Source organism: Cobetia sp. Dlab-2-AX, assembly GCF_024124625.1.
Lineage (GTDB): Bacteria > Pseudomonadota > Gammaproteobacteria > Pseudomonadales > Halomonadaceae > Cobetia.
On record NZ_JAMXRV010000005.1, the window covers coordinates 202,245 to 222,495 of the forward strand.

General features: G+C 59.7%; 20 protein-coding genes. 11 read left to right on the top strand and 9 right to left on the bottom strand.

The window, feature by feature from the left end:
• Positions 1-184: 184 nt before the first annotated feature.
• The 3 genes from NH396_RS10525 to rdgB form a co-directional block, all read right to left on the bottom strand.
• Entirely contained in the window at positions 185-847 is a 663-nt protein-coding gene (locus NH396_RS10525; RefSeq protein WP_253063498.1) for an OmpA family protein, read from the bottom strand.
• Between the two features lie 85 nt (positions 848-932).
• Positions 933-2,132: a radical SAM family heme chaperone HemW gene (gene hemW / locus NH396_RS10530; protein WP_253063500.1), complete on the bottom strand. Its 1,200-nt coding sequence runs from the start codon at positions 2,130-2,132 to the stop codon at positions 933-935.
• Positions 2,132-2,752, bottom strand: coding sequence for an RdgB/HAM1 family non-canonical purine NTP pyrophosphatase (gene rdgB / locus NH396_RS10535; RefSeq protein WP_253063509.1), 621 nt, complete (start codon positions 2,750-2,752; stop codon positions 2,132-2,134). Before rdgB ends, hemW begins: the two co-directional genes overlap by 1 nt.
• Before the next feature lie 482 nt (positions 2,753-3,234).
• On the opposite strand from rdgB, the gene NH396_RS10540 reads away from it, so the two are divergent.
• From NH396_RS10540 to NH396_RS10570, 7 genes are all read left to right on the top strand, one after another.
• Positions 3,235-3,873 carry a LuxR C-terminal-related transcriptional regulator gene (locus NH396_RS10540; protein WP_176675819.1) on the top strand — a complete coding sequence of 213 codons (639 nt, stop codon included), beginning with the start codon at positions 3,235-3,237 and terminating at the stop codon, positions 3,871-3,873.
• A 582-nt stretch (positions 3,874-4,455) separates the two neighbouring features.
• Positions 4,456-5,139 (top strand): LuxR C-terminal-related transcriptional regulator, encoded by a 684-nt coding sequence (locus NH396_RS10545; protein WP_176675818.1) that lies wholly within the window; start codon positions 4,456-4,458, stop codon positions 5,137-5,139.
• A gap of 11 nt (positions 5,140-5,150) precedes the next feature.
• The gene (locus NH396_RS10550) at positions 5,151-5,654 is read left to right on the top strand and encodes a curli production assembly/transport protein CsgE (protein WP_253063511.1); all 504 of its coding nucleotides are present in this window, start codon (positions 5,151-5,153) and stop codon (positions 5,652-5,654) included.
• Between the two features lie 76 nt (positions 5,655-5,730).
• Positions 5,731-6,144, top strand: a complete 414-nt coding sequence (locus NH396_RS10555) for a curli assembly protein CsgF (protein WP_176675816.1) — start codon at positions 5,731-5,733, stop codon at positions 6,142-6,144.
• 27 nt (positions 6,145-6,171) lie between these two features.
• Positions 6,172-7,005: a CsgG/HfaB family protein gene (locus tag NH396_RS10560; protein ID WP_176675815.1), complete on the top strand. Its 834-nt coding sequence runs from the start codon at positions 6,172-6,174 to the stop codon at positions 7,003-7,005.
• A gap of 356 nt (positions 7,006-7,361) precedes the next feature.
• Complete coding sequence (locus tag NH396_RS10565) at positions 7,362-7,850, top strand: hypothetical protein (RefSeq protein ID WP_253063513.1); 489 nt, start codon at positions 7,362-7,364, stop codon at positions 7,848-7,850.
• 318 nt (positions 7,851-8,168) lie between these two features.
• Positions 8,169-9,350: a hypothetical protein gene (locus NH396_RS10570; RefSeq protein WP_253063515.1), complete on the top strand. Its 1,182-nt coding sequence runs from the start codon at positions 8,169-8,171 to the stop codon at positions 9,348-9,350.
• Between the two features lie 148 nt (positions 9,351-9,498).
• On the opposite strand, the gene NH396_RS10575 is transcribed toward NH396_RS10570, so the two are convergent.
• From NH396_RS10575 to NH396_RS10600, 6 genes are all read right to left on the bottom strand, one after another.
• The gene (locus NH396_RS10575) at positions 9,499-9,909 is read right to left on the bottom strand and encodes a hypothetical protein (RefSeq protein WP_253063517.1); all 411 of its coding nucleotides are present in this window, start codon (positions 9,907-9,909) and stop codon (positions 9,499-9,501) included.
• A 124-nt stretch (positions 9,910-10,033) separates the two neighbouring features.
• Positions 10,034-11,539 carry a bifunctional aminoglycoside phosphotransferase/ATP-binding protein gene (locus NH396_RS10580; RefSeq protein WP_253063519.1) on the bottom strand — a complete coding sequence of 502 codons (1,506 nt, stop codon included), beginning with the start codon at positions 11,537-11,539 and terminating at the stop codon, positions 10,034-10,036.
• A 226-nt stretch (positions 11,540-11,765) separates the two neighbouring features.
• Complete coding sequence (hemL, locus tag NH396_RS10585; RefSeq protein WP_176678570.1) at positions 11,766-13,058, bottom strand: glutamate-1-semialdehyde 2,1-aminomutase; 1,293 nt, start codon at positions 13,056-13,058, stop codon at positions 11,766-11,768.
• Between the two features lie 249 nt (positions 13,059-13,307).
• Positions 13,308-14,168 carry a hydroxymethylpyrimidine/phosphomethylpyrimidine kinase gene (locus NH396_RS10590; protein WP_253063520.1) on the bottom strand — a complete coding sequence of 287 codons (861 nt, stop codon included), beginning with the start codon at positions 14,166-14,168 and terminating at the stop codon, positions 13,308-13,310.
• Positions 14,169-14,182: 14 nt separating this feature from the next.
• Positions 14,183-14,614, bottom strand: a complete 432-nt coding sequence (gene hemJ / locus NH396_RS10595) for a protoporphyrinogen oxidase HemJ (RefSeq protein ID WP_043331686.1) — start codon at positions 14,612-14,614, stop codon at positions 14,183-14,185.
• 182 nt (positions 14,615-14,796) lie between these two features.
• A complete protein-coding gene (locus NH396_RS10600) occupies positions 14,797-16,548 on the bottom strand; it encodes a chloride channel protein (RefSeq protein WP_253063609.1) in 1,752 nt (583 codons plus the stop codon).
• Between the two features lie 253 nt (positions 16,549-16,801).
• Here NH396_RS10600 and argC point away from each other — a divergent pair, with 253 nt between their 5' ends.
• The 4 genes from argC (at position 16,802) to NH396_RS10620 (ending at position 20,188) form a co-directional block, all read left to right on the top strand.
• Positions 16,802-17,845, top strand: coding sequence for an N-acetyl-gamma-glutamyl-phosphate reductase (gene argC / locus NH396_RS10605; protein ID WP_253063530.1), 1,044 nt, complete (start codon positions 16,802-16,804; stop codon positions 17,843-17,845).
• Positions 17,846-17,992: 147 nt separating this feature from the next.
• Positions 17,993-18,346, top strand: a complete 354-nt coding sequence (gene erpA / locus NH396_RS10610; RefSeq protein WP_043331693.1) for an iron-sulfur cluster insertion protein ErpA — start codon at positions 17,993-17,995, stop codon at positions 18,344-18,346.
• 288 nt (positions 18,347-18,634) lie between these two features.
• A complete protein-coding gene (locus NH396_RS10615; protein WP_253063611.1) occupies positions 18,635-19,342 on the top strand; it encodes a transporter substrate-binding domain-containing protein in 708 nt (235 codons plus the stop codon).
• A 174-nt stretch (positions 19,343-19,516) separates the two neighbouring features.
• Positions 19,517-20,188: an amino acid ABC transporter permease gene (locus NH396_RS10620; protein ID WP_253063532.1), complete on the top strand. Its 672-nt coding sequence runs from the start codon at positions 19,517-19,519 to the stop codon at positions 20,186-20,188.
• The last annotated feature ends 63 nt before the right edge of the window (positions 20,189-20,251 follow it).

Below are 20,251 nucleotides of genomic sequence, written 5' to 3' on the forward strand. Positions count from 1 at the left end.
AGCAGAGAGAAATCGGGGGGCGGCGACGAGAGGAAAACCAGACAAGGCCGCCGAAGGGGCTGAAGGATAGCAGAGATGATCACTTGTCACCCCAAAAGCTGTACTTGCCAAGCAACGAGGCCCACGCAAATGCGCAGGCCTCGTGGTCATTCACCGTCATGTCGCCATGGCAGCTGGTGGATACTCAGCTTTCCATCGGCGTCAGCGTGATCTCGACGCGACGGTTCTGGGCGCGCCCGGAGGCGGTGTCGTTGGATGCCACCGGGCTGGCTTCACCATAACCGCGCATGTTCAGACGGTTGAAGGCGATGCCACCATTGGCCAGATAGTTGCCGACGGCCTGGGCACGCAGTTCGGACAGGTTCTGGTTGTAGTTGCTGGCACCTGTGGAATCGGTATAGCCCGCGATGTTGACGCGCGTCTCGTCGTATTCCTTGAGCACGGTGATGACACCATTCATGACCGGCTGAATCTGGCCGGACAGGGTGCTGGAGTCGGAGCCGAAGGTGACGTTGGACGGCATGTTGAGGATGATCTGGTCGCCGACACGCGTCACGCTGACACCGGTGCCCTGCAGCTGATCACGCAGCTTGGCTTCCTGAACATCCATGTAATAGCCGATACCACCGCCCGCGGCGGCACCCGCAGCGGCACCGATCAGCGCCTTGTCGAGACGATGGTTACCACTCTTGGTCGCCCCGGCGATTGCGCCGACGACCGCACCGATGCCGGCACCCTTCGCCGCACTGGAGGTCTGCTGCTCATTGGTATACGGGTTGGTCGTGGTACAACCCGCCATCGCGACGGCGGCTGCCAATGGCAGGGCCAGGAGTACAGACTTCTTCATGGTAACGCTCCCTATTTACACACTCATTAAAGGCAAGACGACAATTGCGCAAATAATCGTCATGCCTCCGATAATGCCTGATCAATCAGGTGTCGAACATGGCCAGCAGGTCATTGAGGAACAATAAGCCCTGGGACGTGGCGCGCAACAGCACGTCATCCTCAACGATCAGCCCGCGCGAGCGCGCCTGGCTCAGGCCCGGCTCCAATGCCTCGCGATCCAGCCCGGTCGTGCGACGCAGATCCTCGAAACTGACACCCCCGGTCAAGCGCAGTGCATTCATCATGAACTCCAGCGCCAGCTCATCGCGGTCAATTTCCTGCTGGCCCGCCACGAACCCGCGAGGGTCCTGCATCCTGCGCAAGTACGCTTCAGGCTGACGACTTTTCCAACGGCGTTGGAGTTGCAACTCGCCGTTCAAGTTCCCATCCGAGTCGGTTTTCAACAACGTCAACTTGCCGTGCGCGCCCGCTCCGATGCCCAGGTAATCACCGAACTTCCAGTAGTTGAGGTTATGACGCGCGCTGCGCCCTTCAAGGGCATAGGCGGAAATCTCGTAACGACGGAAACCGGCAGCCTCCAGCTCGGCGTGACCGTGATCCTGGATATCCCACAGCAGATCATCTTCCGGCAGTACCGGCGGGCGCGAATAGAACTCGGTATTCGGCTCCAGCGTCAATTGATACCAGGACAGATGGGTCGGCTTGAGTGCCAGGGCGCGCCGGATATCATCCAGCGCGGTCTCCAATGTCTGGCCCGGCAGGCCATGCATCAGATCGATATTGAAATTGTCGAAGCCCGCCGCCCGTGCGCTGGCCACCGCGCGCCCGGCTTCTTCAGCGGAGTGGATGCGCCCCAGCACCTCGAGCTGCTCCGGCTGGAAGGTCTGCACGCCCAATGACAAGCGATTGATACCGGCGGCGCGATAGGCGGCAAAGCGGCCCTGCTCCAGCGTGCCGGGGTTGGCCTCCAGCGTGACCTCGCAGTCGGCAGAGAACGTCATGCGCGCCCGCAGGCCATCGAAAAGTCGCTGGTAAGCCGCCCCGCTCAGCAGACTCGGCGTGCCGCCGCCGATGAAGATGCTGTGCAATTCACGCTCGGGCTGGCCCTGCAGCAACTGCAGGTCCTGATCGAGATCGGCCAGCAGTGCCGTGATGTATTCCGCTTCAGGCAAGCCGGCATCACGCCCGACCCCGTGGGAGTTGAAGTCACAGTAGGGGCACTTGCGCACGCACCACGGCACGTGAATATAGAGCGACAGAGGCGGCAGGTTCGCTGCGGACATCACGCCTGCCCGCTCTGCGCGACAAGCGCCTCGAGCAACTGCTGCATCGCACGCCCCCGGTGGCTGAGCCGGTTCTTGGTCTCGGCATCCAGGGCGGCGGCGGTCATGTCATGCTCCGGCAGCCAGAAAAGCGGGTCATAACCGAAGCCCCCCTCGCCTTGTGGCGCGTCAAGGACACGCCCTTCCCAACTGGCCTGAACGATGATCGGCACCGGGTCTGTCGCATGGCGCAGATAGACGAGCACGCACCAGTAGCGCGCCGTACGCGCGTGCTCAGGCACGCCCTCAAGTGCTGCCAACAGGGCGGCGTTGTTGTCACCATCACCACTACCTTGCTGACGCCGCGCGGCAAAGCGTGCGGAATAGATGCCCGGCTCCCCACCCAGCGCATCGACTTCGATCCCGGAATCATCTGCCAATGCCGGCAGGCCGGTGACCTCTGCGGCGTGGCGTGCCTTGATCAACGCATTCTCGACGAAGGTCAGCCCTGTCTCTTCGGCGTCACTCACTCCCAGCTGCCCTTGAGGAATCGGTTCGATCCCCAGTGGTGCGAGCAGGTGGGAAAATTCACGTAGCTTGCCGGCATTGCCACTGGCCAGTACGAGAGAAGAAGCGGACATGTGAATCTCCGGGATAGGAACAACGAGAATGCGGCCGCGTGTGAGTCACACGGGCGAGGCGCTTGCAGCCCCCCCATTCTAGCGCGTGAGGCCGGTGCGTACACGCAAGGGGTCTGCGACAGGCACGACTGAGATTCTTGGTGTCATGGGCCGATGTCACTCATGTGCTCAACTTGATGACTGACAGGCCGATACAGGCTATCTGCCCCAGCGCGGGCTAATGCCTGTGCAGGATTTGTCTGTGCCTCGCGGCTCAAGGAAGTAAGCATCAACCGAAAAAAACGCGTAACTCGATGATTTTTATAGCTTTGAAGTAGGAATTAAAAGAAATGTTCGTTATGCCATCTAGCACTATGCGCAGCGCCAGCCCTCAGATGTCACTCGACTAGACTTCAAGACAACCATCGAATCACCGTGGATTCATGTCTCCGCCTCAGCCTGCTGATGATGAGCCCCCAAAACGCTTGCGACAGGAGCGCCCCATGACTGCTACCAGAGTCCTGTTCGTGACAAGCCCTTCACCGCAGACCGAACTGTTCGTCGAGTACCTGCAAGAGACACTGAAATGTGTCGTCGAGGCCTGCCACCATGAAGCCCCACTGCCGTCATCTCCCTGCCTGGTGCTGATCGACAGCACCCAGTGCAGTCTGGCCCAGATGATGCGATGGAGCCATATCGACAAGATCGCTGCCTTCAATGTCGAGCATGAAGACGATGCCATCTCACTACTTCTGAATATTCCCTTCAGCGGAATCTTCTATCGCCACGACAGCCTTGAACAAATCAGCAAGGGTATCGGCAAGATACTCGAGAATGAAAACTGGCTGACTCGCAACACCATGCAGACATTGATTCGTCATTATCGTCAACAACTACAGATTGCCTTCCAGCCTGTCATGGGACTGACACAACGGGAGCTGGAAATATTGTCACTCGTTGCATCACAGCAAAGTAATGCAGATATCGCGCATAGATTGATGTTGAGCCAACACACCGTGAAGTCTCATTTATATAACATCTTTCGCAAGATCAGAGTCCACAACCGCCATCAAGCGATCCAATGGGCCCACGAGCACCTCAATTTTTACATCCCCAAGCGTACGACGGAGCCGGAATCCTGAGGCTCAGGTGACGCTGGACGAGCATGTCTTCCAGCAGGTGGATCTGTGAGATCACCACAGTGACAGAGCATGCCTCAAACCGGCTACGCGTAGTAAGCGCTTCACTTTTCAAGCGTGAAATGACTCATACGCAGTGCTGCGTCGTATTCCTGACACTCACTGAATGAGAGGATACAAAAAGACAAGCAAGGTTACGCAATAACACTGAACAGAAGCATTTCGGCATTAGGTATGTGGTACCTTTTAACTTGTGGAAAGCTTGGTAAAAAAGTGCAAAGGTTTGGTTTTTATTGTACTTACCAGCGAGGATATTACACTTGCCTCGTCGTCTTCCAAGGTTGTGCACTGTTTTTCCAGTTCTTTTTGGTGCATCGAACGCAAAAGGACTGAAAAAGCTACCTGCATAACTTATAAATTATTTATAAGTGGTTGCCATATCTGCCTTATCGCGCAATCCTTGGATAGGGACAAACGCGTAATGCCCAACGCGTCATCTTCCCCATCCCACAGGATGACCCCAACCATACTTCAGATATGGCTCCGCCAAGAAAAATCGGTACGACAACTCAGAGGTCTCGCACCATGATTACAGGGAACGCAATGGTGCTGCTGGTGACTGACTGCAATCCGCAGTCAGCGCTTTTCATGGAGTACATTCGCCAGCAGCTTGAGTGTCAGGTGGCTTCCGCAAGCCCCGACGAGGATTACACACCCGGGCAGGCAGAAAGAACGATAGTGCTGCTGGACACCGACCACGTCGATGAAGGCACGATGCAACGCTGGGATGCAGATGCCAGCCAGGATGCCAGCACAGAGCTGGCCGCTATCAACATCAGTGATGAAGAGGAAGCTGCCAGCCTGCTGGTCAGTACCCATCTTCAAGGCGTGTTCTACCGACAGGACAGCCTCTCACTGATCAGCAAGGGCATCGCGAAACTGCTGGAAGGCGACATGTGGATGTCCCGACCGCTAATGACCCGCCTGCTGGATTTCTATCGCCGTCAGCAGCTCAACGCCTATCGCCCAGTCTGTGGTCTGACCCAGCGTGAGGTGGAAATCATCGGCTTGCTGGGCACGGGCGCCTCGAATACCGAGATTGCTGACCAGCTGTTCGTCAGTGAACACACGGTCAAGTCACATCTCTACAACATCTTCCGCAAGATCAAGGTGCATAACCGCATTCAGGCCATGAACTGGGCACGTCAGAACCTGGCCATGCCTGTCTCGCGCACCCCACGCATCGCTCGCAGAGCACAGATGTCGTGAACGGTTGGGGCATGATAAGCCGCCAGGTACTCGCCTGGGGACTGACATGCTTCAGTCTGTCGCCCGCCTTCGCGCAATCCGCGCCGGAGGCGGTGCGACCCGAGGTATCCGTTGCCAGTGAAGAGCAGCAGGCTCGCCGTCAGGGAGAGGATGGGGTCGCCATCCAGCGCGCGCGCCCCACGCTCTCCGACGGTCTGAATGGAGTGATGATCGATCGCACCATGACCATGATCGGCAAGACCTTCTTCCGCCAGTTCAGCCAGCAACGCCTCGACAGTCCAGCCATCCGCAACACATCTCTCAGTATCCACGAACGCCCCTCTGCACGCTGGGGCAGCCTCATCTGGATCACCGAAGGCAACAACGTTCTGTATGAAGCGACGCTCCCTCCGCGCCTGAATGACGTGGATATGTACGCCAGCGCCGCTGTATCAAGCGTCTCCGACCAGTTCCTGCGTCGCAAGGTCATGGAAGCCCTGCGCAATGACCCGGACATGGCCGGTGACGAATTCTGATGTATCGAAGACCGACATAATAAATGGGCTCCGGACACGGAGACCCTGACAATACGCAAGGGAACAGGGGAACATCATGAAGCATCAGACACTCGCGGTGTCGTTGCTGTTGTCGGCGATGCCGCTATATGCCGGTGAACTCATCTATCAGCCCATCAACCCGAGCTTTGGTGGCAACCCTCTCAATGGCAGCTACCTGCTTGGCAAGGCCCAGGCCCAGGACACCCACGAGGATCCTGATGCCTACTCTTTCGATAGCCTCTCCGATACCGAAATCTTCATCAATGACCTGCGTAATAGCCTGGTCTCTGATGCCATCACCGACGCTGTAGAAGCTACGGAGCCCGGCCGTTCCAGCGTGATCGACAGTGCGCAGCTGCGCATTGAAGTGGTCAGCAACGGCAATGGCGGTTTCTCCATGCAGGTGCTTGACCGCGCCACAGGTGAAACCACCGTCATCAACCTCGGCACATCAGGCAATTCATTCTGATCCGCTACTGATGAAGGGTTTCGTCCAATGAAGATACTCACTCTCATGCTGGCCGCTGCCAGCCTGGCGCTTGCAGGCTGTGCGCCGATGGTTGCCAATACCCAGGGTCTTGAAGGGGTGCCCAGCACCTTGATGCCAAGAACCGCCACCTATCAGGACCTGATCAGTCTACCACCCCCTGCCGGACGTATTCCGGTCGCCATCTATGACTTCCGTGACCAGACAGGCCAGTACCGGCCTGCCCCTGCCAGTACTTTCTCTACGGCGGTCACCCAAGGCGGCGCCGCCATGCTGAGCGCCGCATTGTCGGACTCCGGCTGGTTCATCCCCCTCGAGCGCGTAGGACTGCAGAACCTGCTGACAGAGCGCAAGATCATCCGCGCCAACATGGAACGCACGGGCCAGAATGATCTTGCCGCGCTGCAAGCCGCCAACCTGCTGTTCGAGGGTGGCATCATTGCCTTCGACTCCAATGTCAGAACAGGTGGCGCAGGCGCAGAATACTTCGGCATCGGCGCCTCTGGTCAGTATCAGGTGGACCAGGTGACGGTCAATCTGCGCGCTGTCGATATCACCACGGGGCAGGTCATCGCCAACGTCAATACCAGCAAGACGATCTACTCACGCGAGCTGAGGGCGGGCGTCTATCGCTTCATCGATTTCAGTCGCTTGCTGGAGATGGAGGCGGGGTATACCAGCAATGAACCCGTACAGATGGCGGTCATGTCCGCCATCGAATCTGCCGTGATTCACTTGATTGCGCAAGGCGTCGAACGCCAGCTCTGGGTTCTCCAGGACCCGGGCAGCCTTCAGACATCAGAGCTGATGGATTATCTGCAAGCCCCGACTCCGATGTTGTAGAGCCAACCCATATTCAAGCCCCCGCAGAGAGTATCGTGGTATTCGCAGTGATTCTCTCTCCCTCAAAAGGCAGTCACCTCGCAAGAGGTGGCTGCCTTTTTTCGTATTGGTACAAACATAAGAAATAAACAAAATAACAAATCATGAAATATCATGCGCCTAATACCGTCAACAGTAATATCTCCCTGAACGGTGCTGAAAACCTGACCACTCTTTGTCATTACTCGCCGCTATTTGGCAAGACATTATGAGTAGCAATCTCTAGCCCTCATAAACCCGAAAATGACTGATGGTGATGGCCTCGATAAAGAACAATAGTTAGGTCACTTAGACGGTCACCTGGATGGACTCGTGCCATGGCTACGGCAAAGCATCAACAAAGAAGAATGCTACAGGCCTGCCTTTTCTTCTCATCACTGACACTCAGCTTGTGGGTGTTGGCCAATGACCTGGCGACCACCTCCGAATTGGGAAGCAGCCACTCAGTGGCCGTCATCGAGCAATCTGGCACGTACAACACAGCGATGATCGCTCAGCATGGCAATAGCAATGTCTCATTGATTCGCCAGAGCGGTGCTCTGAATGAAGCAGAGGTCGATCAGTATGGCAATGGGAACACGGCATACACGCTGCAAGAGGGTGCCCTGCATGAAGCCAGCATTCTTCAACATGGCCAATATCATGCTGCGCTGATCATTCAGCAAGGCGTTGGGCAAAGCGCCAGCATTCAGCAGATAGGTATCGGGGGAAGCGCCACGCTTCTACAACAGGCCAGTAGTCAGGTACCGGCAAGTATCACTCAATATTCACGGGGCCATATGCGTGTCCAGGTCATACAACAATGATCTTTACTACAATGACTTACATGACATTGTCATATGACAATAAGTCTTGTGAAGATGGTAACTTAATATTCGCTTTCGTCGAATCGACAATACGAATTTTGCCTGGCTAGGAGAGGTTCTCACTTACATGTAGTCAAGAGTCCTGCATGACGAACACAGCCTCCTGGCAAGGGCACAAAAGAGCAGTAGCAGTACAACATGATGTCATGTCGCGGATAACGAAAAACCAGACCGTCATCATGTCAGGGGATGCACGACCAGAAGCAAATAAAAAATAAAAACACAACTCAAAAAACGATCTACACAAGGGAACAAACCATGAAAATCCAAATGAGCTTGCTGGCTGCCGCTGTCGCTTTTTCTTCACATGCGATGGCAGTGGACAATGCTTCCGACATCGATCAGACCGGTTTCGCTAATGGCGCGATGGTCACCCAAGGTGATCGCAATGGAAACCCGTTCAACGCTGGCGAGCATACCAGTGATATCGACCAGACAGGTGCCTTCAACGGCGCCACTGTCTACCAGAGCGGCGTCGCGAGCATTGCCAGTGTCAATCAGCAAGGCCTGGCCAATATGACGGATGTCCTGCAGAGGGGTCAGGCACAGATAGCAACTGTCTACCAGGAGGGGCGCCGCAACCACGCCGATGTCGACCAGAAAAGCTTCAAGAACACGGCAACCATCACGCAGGATGGCCTGCGTAACAACTCCGTCTCCAAGCAAGGCGATAGCGGCCCGAACTCAAGTGGTCGTTTCAATGACTTGACCGTGACCCAGACAGGCGCCTTCAACTCGTCCATCGCCACGCAAAGCGGTAGTCACGAGAAAGCGACCGTGATCCAAATGGGCCTCGGCCATGATTCGGATGTCGAACAGAGCGGTGAATACAACGTCGCTTCCGTCAGCCAGAGCGGCATCTACCATGACTCCAGCGTGTTGCAGAGCGGAAAGTACAGCAAGGCACGTGTCATGCAGACGGGGGCTTTCAGTGACTCGGACATCGCACAATCCGGCAAGCATCAGCGAGCTCGTGTCATGCAAAGCGGCACGTCACACGACTCCGAGATCAATCAGGGGGGGGGCTACAACCGTGCCAGCGTATCTCAGTCTGACTTCCACAATGACTCAGAGATAGACCAGTATGGTTACGGTAACCGCAGCATGGTCATTCAAAGCGGCGCCTTCAATGACTCTGATATCAAGCAGGCTGGCCTGGGCAATCTAGCCGTGATTGAGCAAAGCGGTTTCAATAACGATGCCAATGTCACGCAGGTTTGGGCTGTTGATAACGAGTCCTACATTACCCAGACCGGTTACAACGACAGTGCGACCGTGCTGCAGGTAGGCGGACATAACGAATCCACCATTCTGCAGCAGGCTGGCGGCTTCATGAGTTTTGCGCCGAATACTGCCAATGTGACGCAGACTGGTTTCACCAACACTTCCACCATCACCCAGACTGGCGGTGGCAACGTGGCCAACGTGATGCAGTACTGATCATGCCCCAGCCAGGATGTCTTACAGAACCCCGCGCAAGCGGGGTTTTTCGTTTTCCCACCCAGTGGATCCATATAATGGAAGGCCGCTGACAGGGTTGTCAGCGGCCTTCCAGTGCCAACCGCGAAACACCTAACGCAGCGACACGTTACTTCTTTGGCGCTGTCACGGCCCCCTCCGGGAAGGACTTGCGATAACTCTCAAGGCTTTCATCCACCATCTGGCGGCCCTTACTGACCTGCTTGTTACCGCCGACGATCCGCGCCTTGCCCTTCTTGATCTGACCATTGCCCTTGTCGATCAGCGCCTGGCCCTTGGTGATATTGGATTCGCCATCATTGACCAGATTCTCACCACTGACGATCTGCTTCTCACCTGCCGCGACCAGTGATTTGCCTTCTTCCCACTGATCTGCCAATTGGTCACGCACCTTGGCGACAGCCTTGGCTTCCTCAGCCTGACCGCGCATGAGATCAGCGGTTGTCGGCTGGCTGGAGCAGCCCGCGAGCAGTGCCAGACTGATGGCAGCGGCGGCAGTATTTACCCATTGTTGGCGCATGATATTTCCTTTCCAGATGCATAGCTTCCCAACCAAAGCCAAGGCTCACTCGGGAGCGCACTATGCAATACAAAAAAGGGCATGGCGCTCATTCCGCCATGCCCCATGACAATGATCGCTCGTCTCAATGTAGCCTGAGCTGCTCACGAATCAGGCGAGCCAAGGTGACATTGGCGTTGGGCGCTGTCGTGTCGATGTGGACCAGCTGACCATGCTCTTCCGGTGCGAATGGCTCGCGATTGGCCAATTGCTTGTCGAGCACCTCGAGACCTGCCTCGGACGCCTCACCACTGCGCTGGCTGCGCTTGATGATGCGCTTGCGCAGCGTCTCGTCATCGGCCTCGAAGCTGATCATCAGCACCGGCAGGCCACGGGCTTCTGCCTCATGACGCAGGCGATCACGCTGCACCTTCTTCAGGCAGGTGGCATCGATGCAGACGGGGATACCCGATTCCAGCAGCGTGGCGGACAGATGCGAGAGTCGCTCGTAGGTCGCATGGGTGGCCTGCGGCGTATAGATGCCACCATTGAGCCCGGACTCGGTATCGGCATCCGCCGCAAAGCCATACAGGCGCTTGCGCTCCACATCACTGCGAATACGCACGCCGCCCAGCTCACGCACCATCTCTTCCGTGAAGCGACTCTTGCCGCTACCGGAGACACCCACACCGATGATCATGTAAGGGAAGCGGATCTCGCTATAACGCTCCGCCAGCTCGATATAGCGCTCGTACTCGGCCAGCACATCGGCCCGATCCGCTTCACACAGGTCCGGCTGGTGATAGCGAATCATCGCCACCTTGGCCCGGATCAGTGCGCGATAAATCTTGTAGTACGGCAGCAGACGCACCAGCGAGTAATCACCGGAGAGCTCGAGATAACGGTTGAGTGCATGATGGGCAAAGGCCTGCTCATCACGCGCTTCGAGATCCATCACAAGGAAGGCCAGGTCACAACCGACATCGTTCCAGCGCAGTTCTTCATTGAACTCGATGCCGTCAAACAACAGAGCACGGCCTTCATGGCGCACGGCGTTACCCAGGTGGATATCGCCGTGAGTCTCACGCACGAAGCCTTCCTGCCAGCGACGCTCGAACTCGGGGTTGAGGCGCTGGAAGGTCTCTTCGGTCCACTGCTTGAGCAGCGCGAGTCGCTTGATGGCCTCGGCATCATCGCCGAGGCGGGGACGAATCAGCTCGAACTCGTTATCGATGGTACGGCTGACCATCTGCGGGCTACCCAGCTCGCTATCGCCCTGGATGCGCTCGGCCTGCTCATGGAAGGCCACCAGCTGGTCGACCAGATCATCCAGCAATTCCAGCGACAGCTCGCCACTGGCCTGCAGGGCGCTGAACAGATGGCGATTGGAGAACTGGCGCATCTTGACCGCGTACTCGAAGACAGCACTGTCGTCTCCGATGCGCGGAGCCTCGGGCGTGCCCGAGATCGCCACGGTATCCAGATACAGCGTCGGTGCCAGACGGCGGTTGAGGCGCACTTCCTGTTCGCACAGGATCTTGCGGCGCTCAAGGGTCGAGAAATCCAGGAAGCTGCCGAAATCCAGCGGCTTCTTGATCTTGTAGGCGTAGTCGCCGGTCAGCACGATCCACGAGATATGCGTCTCGTGCACTTCGATATCCTTCACTGGGTGATCGAAGCAATCGGCTGTGTGAAGGGCTCGAATCAAGGCCTGGCTCAAGGTCGTCTCCGCTAGGGCAAGCTGGCTATAAGGTCATTAGCGCAATCGCTATCGTTGGCGACAAGTGTACCGGATGGCAGCCCGCCCGGCAGCCTGCCGAGCGGGTTCCTGTCTGCGTTGGCCAACCCGCGGACTCAGGTACTGTCTTGCGTCGCACTCAGTTCGATGCGGACATCTGCGCAAAGACCCGCTCAGCCGCATCCAGCGTGGCCTGGATATCCGCATCGGTGTGCGCCGCGGACATGAAGCCGGCTTCATAGGCGGACGGCGCCAGGTAGACGCCTTCGGCGAGCATCGCGTTGAAGAAGGTCACGAAATCCTGCTGACGGCAGCGCGTGGCGGAGGCGAAATTGCTGACTTCTGCGTCATCGGTGAAGAAGACACCGAACATGCCACCGGCATGCTGGGTGATAAGACGGATGCCTGCCGCCTTGGCACGGCTTTCCAGGCCTTCACACAGCATCTCGACCTTGCGCGCAAGCTCGGCGTGGAAGCCGGGCGCCTTGAGCTTGCGCAGCAGCGCGACGCCAGCGGCCATCGCCAGCGGATTGCCTGCCAGCGTCCCCGCCTGATAGACCGGCCCCAGCGGCGAGAGGTGGTGCATGATCTCGCGCTTGCCGCCGAAGGCACCTACCGGCATGCCGCCGCCGACGATCTTGCCCAGGCAGGTCAGGTCCGGCGTGATGTCGTAATGCGCCTGAGCGCCGCCCAGGGCGACACGGAAGCCTGTCATCACCTCATCGAGGATCAGCACGCTGCCGTGGGCATCGCACACTTCACGCAGGCTTTCCAGGAAGCCCGGAACCGGCGGAATGCAGTTCATGTTGCCGGCGACCGGCTCGACGATGATGCAGGCGATCTCGTCACCCAGCTCGGCGAAGCAACGACGCACGCCCTCGGCGTCGTTGTAGTCCAGTGTGATGGTGTGCTCGGCCAGCGACGCCGGCACGCCCGGGGAGCTGGGCTCGCCATGGGTCAGCGCGCCGGAGCCGGCCTTGACCAGCAGCGAGTCGGAGTGACCGTGATAGTTACCCTCGAACTTGACGATCTTGTCACGACCGGTGAAACCACGCGCCAGGCGAATCGCCGACATGGTGGCTTCGGTGCCGGAGTTGGTCATGCGCACCATGTCGAGGCTCGGCAGCATCTCGCAGATCAGCTCGGCCATCTCGGACTCGATCTCGGTGGGCGCGCCGAAGGACAGGCCACTCTCGAGACGCTCGCGCACGGCGCTGAGCACATCTTCATCGGCGTGCCCGGTGATCATCGGCCCCCAGGAGCCGACGTAATCGATATAGCGCGTATTTTCCACATCGAACAGATACGCGCCCTTGGCATGGTCGATGAACACCGGCGGACGATGCAGTCCCTTGAAGGCGCGGACCGGCGAGTTGACGCCACCGGGAATATGACGGCTGGCGCGTTCGAACTGGGCAGCGGACGTGGTCATGACATACCTCTTGATAAGCGGCGGGCGGCTCATCGGCCGCGAAAATGGAGAAAAGGGGATCAGACATAAAAACGCTGTGGATAACGTGAATGCAGCTTGTCCACAGCCGATGAAACGGCCCGATAGCCTCGGGGCGGCAAGGGGGTGTGGATAACCCGAATGCCGTCGATGGCGACAGCTTAACGCGACTCACGGGTGAGTTGCAGCCGCGCGAGCGCAAGGGGTGCCGGCGTCGAAAGGGCATTAGCGCTATCGCCAGGGCAGAAATTGGGCCTCGGGCAACGCACCTTTCCGCCCACGCTGCTGGCCATCGACGAGACTCTGCCAGGTGGCCTGCTGGGCAGCCTGCCACGCCGATGGCAATGTCATGCCGCGTGCCAGACGCACCGCCAGGTGCGATGCCAGGGTGCAGCCGCTGCCATGGAAGCTGCCCGTCAGTCGCGGGCAGTCCAGTGCGAGCGTGGCATGATCTCGGCGATACAGACGATGGATCACCGACGGCTCAGCCAGCGAATCAGCGTCATTTCCCAGCGGGTCAGCATCGCGCTCGACAGGATCAGTACCGGTGACCAGCACGGCTCCGGCGCCTGCCGCCAGCAGATGCTCGGCGAGTTGGCCGTCGCCCATCTCCGTAGGGCAGGCCGCCAGCCGCGCAAGCTCCGCGCGGTTGGGCGTGAGCACATCCACGTGCGGCAGCAAGCTCTCACGCGCCTGATGGATGAGCGACTCGGTGGAAAGCTCCAGCCCGCCGCCCGCTTTCAACACCGGGTCCCATACCACGGGCAGCCCCGGCCAGCGCTGCTGGAGTTCCTTGATCAGCGTCACGCACGCCGTGAGCGCCGCTTCGCTGGCGAGCAGACCGATCTTGAGCGCGCCTGGACGGAAGTCCTCACACAGGGTGCGGGCCATGGCGAGCATCGACTCGCCCGATTGCGGGATCACCGCCTGCACATTGCAGGAGTTCTGCACCGTCAGTGCCGTCGGCACCGTCAGCGCCCAGCCGCCACCGGCACGGATCGCCTCGCTGTCGGCGACCAGCCCCGCGCCGCCGCTGGGATCATGCCCCGCCAATACCAGCACGTAGGGCAGTTGCACTGAGTACTCGGTCATGGCTGAACCAGCCCTCAGAACGGTTTGACGATGACGCAGATGACGATCACCACCAGCATCAGTACCGGCACTTCATTGAAGAAGCGGAAGTAGCGCGAGGTTCTCTTGCAGGTATCGGCGGCGAACTGCTTCAGATACAGACCACAGGCATGGTGATAGCCGACCAGCAGCACGACCATGGTCAGCTTGAGGTGCATCCAGCCCATGCTCATGAAGCTCGGCACCAGCGCCAGCAGCCAGATCCCCAGCACCAGGGTCGCGATCATCGACGGCATCATGATGCCGCGATAGAGCTTGCGCTCCATGGTCTTGAAGTACTCGATGGCCTTGTGGTCGCCGGCATCACGCGCCTGGGCGTGATAGACGTATAGACGCGGCAGATAGAACAGAGCCGCAAACCAGCACACTACGGCAATCAGATGAAACGCCTTGATCCACAGATACATGAGGGAGCTCCGTCAGTCAGGGTCAGGAAGGTCAGGAAAGCCAGGCAATCAAGGGGCGCAGGATGCCACTGGATCGACACGATGGCATGCGAGGCGCCAAAGGCCCATGCGGTATGCGGTCGCGGGCATAAGGCAGAGGACACACCGAAGCGCCACGCCAGAGACAGGGAATGCAGCAAGTCTCAAGGGGTATAGCGATAGTAGCTCTCTATTGCATCCCGCGTAATGATACCTGAAATCTTGCGAATCATCGGTGCAGTAGTGTGCTCGACATAGAGGGCATCGACATCGCTGGGCAGCAGCCGCTCATAGGCCTCGGACAAGGTAGCCTGCAGGTGGATGGGCGCGAGATCCAGACGCTGAGCGGGGATCTCGAGCAGGTCGAGCTCTTCCTGCTCCCGCCAGTGCTCATCCATCAGCACACGCACCAGATCCGCCGCCGGCAGCGCGACCATCGGCTTTTCCGGCGTCGAGCGCGTGACCACCAGCCAGACCGGTTTGCTGTCGAGCAGGGCGCGAGCACGTTCACGCGTGATGCGGCGCGGTACGCTGACCAGCGAGCGCTCCATCACCGCCGGCACTGCCACCCGCGACAGCGCCTGCATCAATGGCTGCTGGAGCGGATGCAGTCCCTGCGACGTCAGCGTCGAGATGAAGAAGCCCTGGCAGTGACACAACTGGCGACAGGTCAGGCCTGCCACCACCACCGCCAGCATGCCGGGCAAGATGATATTCGGCGAATGCGTCAATTCGAGCAGTGCCATCAGGGCGGCCAGTGGCGCCTGAAGCACCGCACCCATCATCGCCGCCATGCCGAGCAGGGCGTAAAGCGCGATGTCCGAGGCCTGGTCCGGCAACAGCCAGCCGCCCAGCATGCCCATCAATGCCCCGGCCGCGGCGCCCGCCACCACCACCGGGCCGATGATGCCGATCGGCACGCCACAGGCCACGCACAGTGCCGACAGCACCAGCTTGCCGACCACCAGCGCCAACAGGATATCCAGCGCCAGCTGGCCGTCGAGCAACTGAGCCAGACTGTCATAGCCGATGCCTTGTACCTGGGGATACCACCACGCCACGACGGCCGTCGAGACCCCGACCAGCGCCATGCGCATCCCCCATGACAGGTGTGCCACGCGTGCCTGCTGACGCGCCAGATGCACGAAGCCCCCCGCCAGCAGGCCGATGACCAGCGCCGTGACGATGACCCAGGGCAGGTCGAGCAGGGAATGCAGCAACAGAGACGGCACCGCGAAGGCCGGTGCCGAGCCGTAGACCATCTGCGTGACCACCGCGCCGGTGGTCGAGGCCAGAATCACCGGCATGAACCCCATCAGGGTGTACTCCATCATCACCACTTCCATGGCGAAGATGACCCCGGCGATCGGCGTATTGAAGGAGGCGGAGATGCCCGCCGCCGTGCCACAGGCGACCAGCACGCGCAGACTGTTGTTGGGCAGCTTGAGACGCTCGCCGATCCAGCTTGAAGCACCGGCACCCAGGTGGATCGCCGGGCCTTCACGCCCCGCCGACAGGCCGCCGAGCACGCTCGCGACCCCGACCACGACCTGATTGAGCCAGGCACGCAGCGGCATCTTGCCCTGATGATAGGTCAAACGCTCGATGACATGACCGATGCCCAGCTTGCGCTGCGCCGGATGCTGTCGCCCCAGCACGATGCCGATCACCAGCACCGCCAGCAGCGGCAGCGAGGCGCGCACCCAGGGGGCAAGCCCTTCGAAGTTCTCCGGATTGTCATCGGGCATGAAGCCCAGAGCACCGGCACTCAACAGCAGGCGGAAACCGACCATCAATGAGCCGGTCAGCAGCCCTGCCACCAGCCCCAGCAGACACAGTTGCGGGAGTGCATCGACCGCCGCCAGCTTGCGCCGAAAATTGTCGAGACTGGGACGAGGCAGATGCGGACGCGTCAGGCGTGACACTCACGACTCCTTGAAGGCACTGGCAATGACAGAGGACATCCATGTCGGCAGCGCATTACTGCCCGCCTGACACCTGTGTATCATATCGATTGCGAACCGTCGCGACCGTGCGCAATCCGACAAGCTCGGCACAGCATGGCGCAACGCCTGTCTCGCGCACAGGCCACCAAAGGTCGCAGCAGCAGATCGGACACAAGATTACATCTCGCATCAACAGGACACCGCCCGAAGGCGGGGAGGCAGCATGATCAAGGTAGGTATCGTCGGCGGCACCGGTTACACCGGAGTGGAACTCCTCAGGCTCCTGGCCAGCCATCCGCAGGTGGAAGTGACCGTGATCACCTCGCGAAGCGAGAAGGGCGTGCGTGTCGACGAGATGTACCCCAATCTGCGCGGCCACTACGACACTCTCGCATTCAGCGAGCCGGATGCCGAGGTGCTGGCCGCCTGTGACGCCGTATTCTTCGCCACGCCTCACGGTGTCGCTCACGCCTTGGCTGGCGATCTGCTGGCACGCGGCACGCGGGTCATCGACCTGTCCGCGGACTTCCGCATCAAGGACGCCGACGTCTGGGCCGAGTGGTATGGCCAGCCGCATGGCGCGCCGGAGCTGCTCGGCGAAGCCGTCTATGGCCTGCCGGAAGTCAATCGCGATGCCATCCGCGAAGCGCGCCTGATCGCGGTGCCGGGCTGCTACCCGACCTCCGTGCAGCTGGGCCTGATCCCGCTGCTGGAAGCCGGCCTGATCGAGACCGACAACATCATCGCCGACTGCAAGTCCGCCGTCTCCGGCGCGGGTCGCGGTGCCAAGGTCGGCTCTCTGCTGTGTGAAGCCGGCGAGTCCATGAAGGCCTACGGCGCCTCCGGCCACCGTCATCTGCCGGAAATCACCCAGGGGCTGGACCTGGCAGCCGGCAGCGCGGTCGGTCTGACCTTTGTCCCGCACCTGACGCCGATGATTCGCGGCATCCACTCCACCCTCTATCCGCGTCTGAGCGGCTTCAGCGGCACGCTGGAAGATCTGCAGACGCTGTTCGAACAGCGCTACGCCGACCACCCCGCCGTCGATGTCATGCCGCTGGGCAGCCATCCGGAGACGCGCAGTGTGCGGGGTACCAACCTGTGCCGCATCGCCCTGCATCGTCCGGGCAACGGCGACACCCTGGTGGTGCTGTCGGTGATCGACAACCTGGTCAAGGGCGCGTCAGGCCAGGCCATCCAGAACCTCAATCTGATGTTCGGTCTCGATGAGATGATGGGGGTCGGTGCGCCGGCGATGATGCCCTGAACCGCCAGCGTACGCCCGCAAGGCAGCACGTCAGACAAAGTTGACCCTTTTGCTCGGATATAGGGATAATAGGCGTCATTCTGTTCTCTATACCGTGCCGGGCGCTATCTTCAGCGTCCGGCCTCCGACTCCTTCCAGGAGGCCCGCATGAGCGAAGCACAAAGCTTCATCCCCACGCCGTTGTACCTGTCCGAGCGCGCCAGTGCCCGGATTGCAGCGCTGCGCGCGGAAGAAGCCAACCCGGAGCTGCGTCTCAGGGTCTACGTCACTGGCGGCGGCTGTTCCGGCTTCCAGTACGGTTTCGATATCGCCACCGATCTGGCCGATGACGACACCGTGGTCGAGCTGGGCGAAGCCGCCATCGTGATCGACCCGCTGTCCTATCAGTATCTGGTCGGCTCGACGATCGACTATGAGGAAGGTCTGGCAGGCGCCCGCTTCATGATCCAGAACCCCAATGCCACCAGCACCTGTGGCTGCGGATCTTCTTTCATGGTCTGATCATTGAGGATCTAATCGTGAGGGTCTGACAGCCCCGCGCACGACATTGACGCCTTGCTGAGGCCTGATCGCCCCCTACCGGTTCCCGGTAGGGGCGATTTTTTTCGTCATCTCAGTGGCTTGCCAGCTTCCCTTCGCGGTATGGCAGAGGCGGGAGACTTGACGGGGTCCGGTGCGCTCGTCAATCTAAAAACGCTATACATCCTAAAATCTAAATATAAAGAGGAATGTAAAATGCGCAGTTCTCACCTGCTGGCCTCCCTCTCTGGCCTTGCGGCCGCCACCTTCATGGCCAGCGCTGCCCATGCCGTCACCCTCAAGGCGGCGACCGACCCGAGCTTCGTGCCCTTCGAGATGCTCGATCAGGAAAGCGGCGAGATGGTCGGCTTCGATATCGACATCCTCAATGCCATCGGCGAGCGCGCCGGCTTCGATATCGACCTCAAGACCATGGACTTCAATGGCATCATCCCGGCCGTGCAGACCGGTAGCGTCGATGTCGCCATCGCCGGCATCACCATCACCGAAGCACGCGAGAAGATCGTCGACTTCACCGATCCCTACTATGACTCCGGCCTGCAGATTCTGACCTCGGCCAACAACGGCGACATCGAGGACATCGAGGGCCTGGAAGGCAAGAAGGTCGGTACCAAGATCGGATCCACCAGTTACGACTATCTCACCGCCAACCTCGGTGACTCCACCATCACGCCTTATCCGGGCAGCGCCGACATGTACATGGCCCTGATGTCCGGCAGCGTCGATGCCGTCTTCTACGATGCCCCCAACGTCGGCTACTTCGCCAAGACCAAGGGCAATGGACGCGTCAAGACGGTGGGGCCGCTCTATGAAGGCCAGCAATACGGCATCGCCTTCACCGAAGGCAGCGAGTGGACCGAGGCCGCCAACAAGGCGCTGGCCGAGATGAAGTCCGATGGCAGCTATGCCGAGATCTACCAGAAGTGGTTCGGCACCATGCCCGGCGACAGCCAGTAAGCCGCTTCCAACTCGCCTAAGACGCCTCACGTCGCGTAGCGCAGAACATAGTGCAGAGCGTAGTACAGATCATCATCACGACATTTCGGCAGCGACAGCCTGCCGGAATGTCGGTCGTCTCGAACCTCCGGCGCGCCCAGCGGTGCATGAGAGGTTCGTGCCAAGGAGCCCCCCGTGGACGTTCAGTTCCAGTTTGATTGGCAGGCCGCACTCAATTCGGTGCCCTACCTGCTCGAGGGCATTCCCTGGACCCTCGCCATTTCCTTCGGTGGCCTCGCCATCGGCTTCGTGCTCGGCATCCTGTTCGGACTGCTGAGCCTGTCTCCCAGCCGGATCCTGCGCTGGGTCGCCACCGCCTATATCGAGATCTTCCGTGGCACCCCGGTGCTCGTCCAGGTGCTCTTCATCTTCTATGGCCTGCCGCAGATCATCGGTGGCCCCATCGATGCCCTGACCGCCGGCATCGCCGCGATCGCCTTGAACTCGGCGGCCTATATCTCGGAAATCGTGCGCGGTGGCGTGCAATCCATCGCCCGTGGCCAGCGGGAAGCCGGCCTGTCACTCGGCCTTTCCATCCCGCAGACCTTCCGCTATGTCATCTGGCCTCAGGCGCTGCGCCGCATGATTCCCGCGCTGGGCAACCAGGGCATCGTCTCGATCAAGGACACCTCGCTGTTCTCGGTGATCGGCGTCGGTGAGCTGGTGCGTCAGGGGCAGATTCATATCGCCACGACCTTCAATGCGCTGGAAACCTACTTCATGGTCGCGCTGCTGTATCTGGTGATCACCCTCAGCCTGTCATTTGGCTTGCGGATGCTCGAGCGCCGCGGGTTGGTGGGCCAATGATGTCTCTCTGCCCCCCAAACGTGACGGATATCGCCGCGCCATCTCTCCTTCTGCCTGATCTCA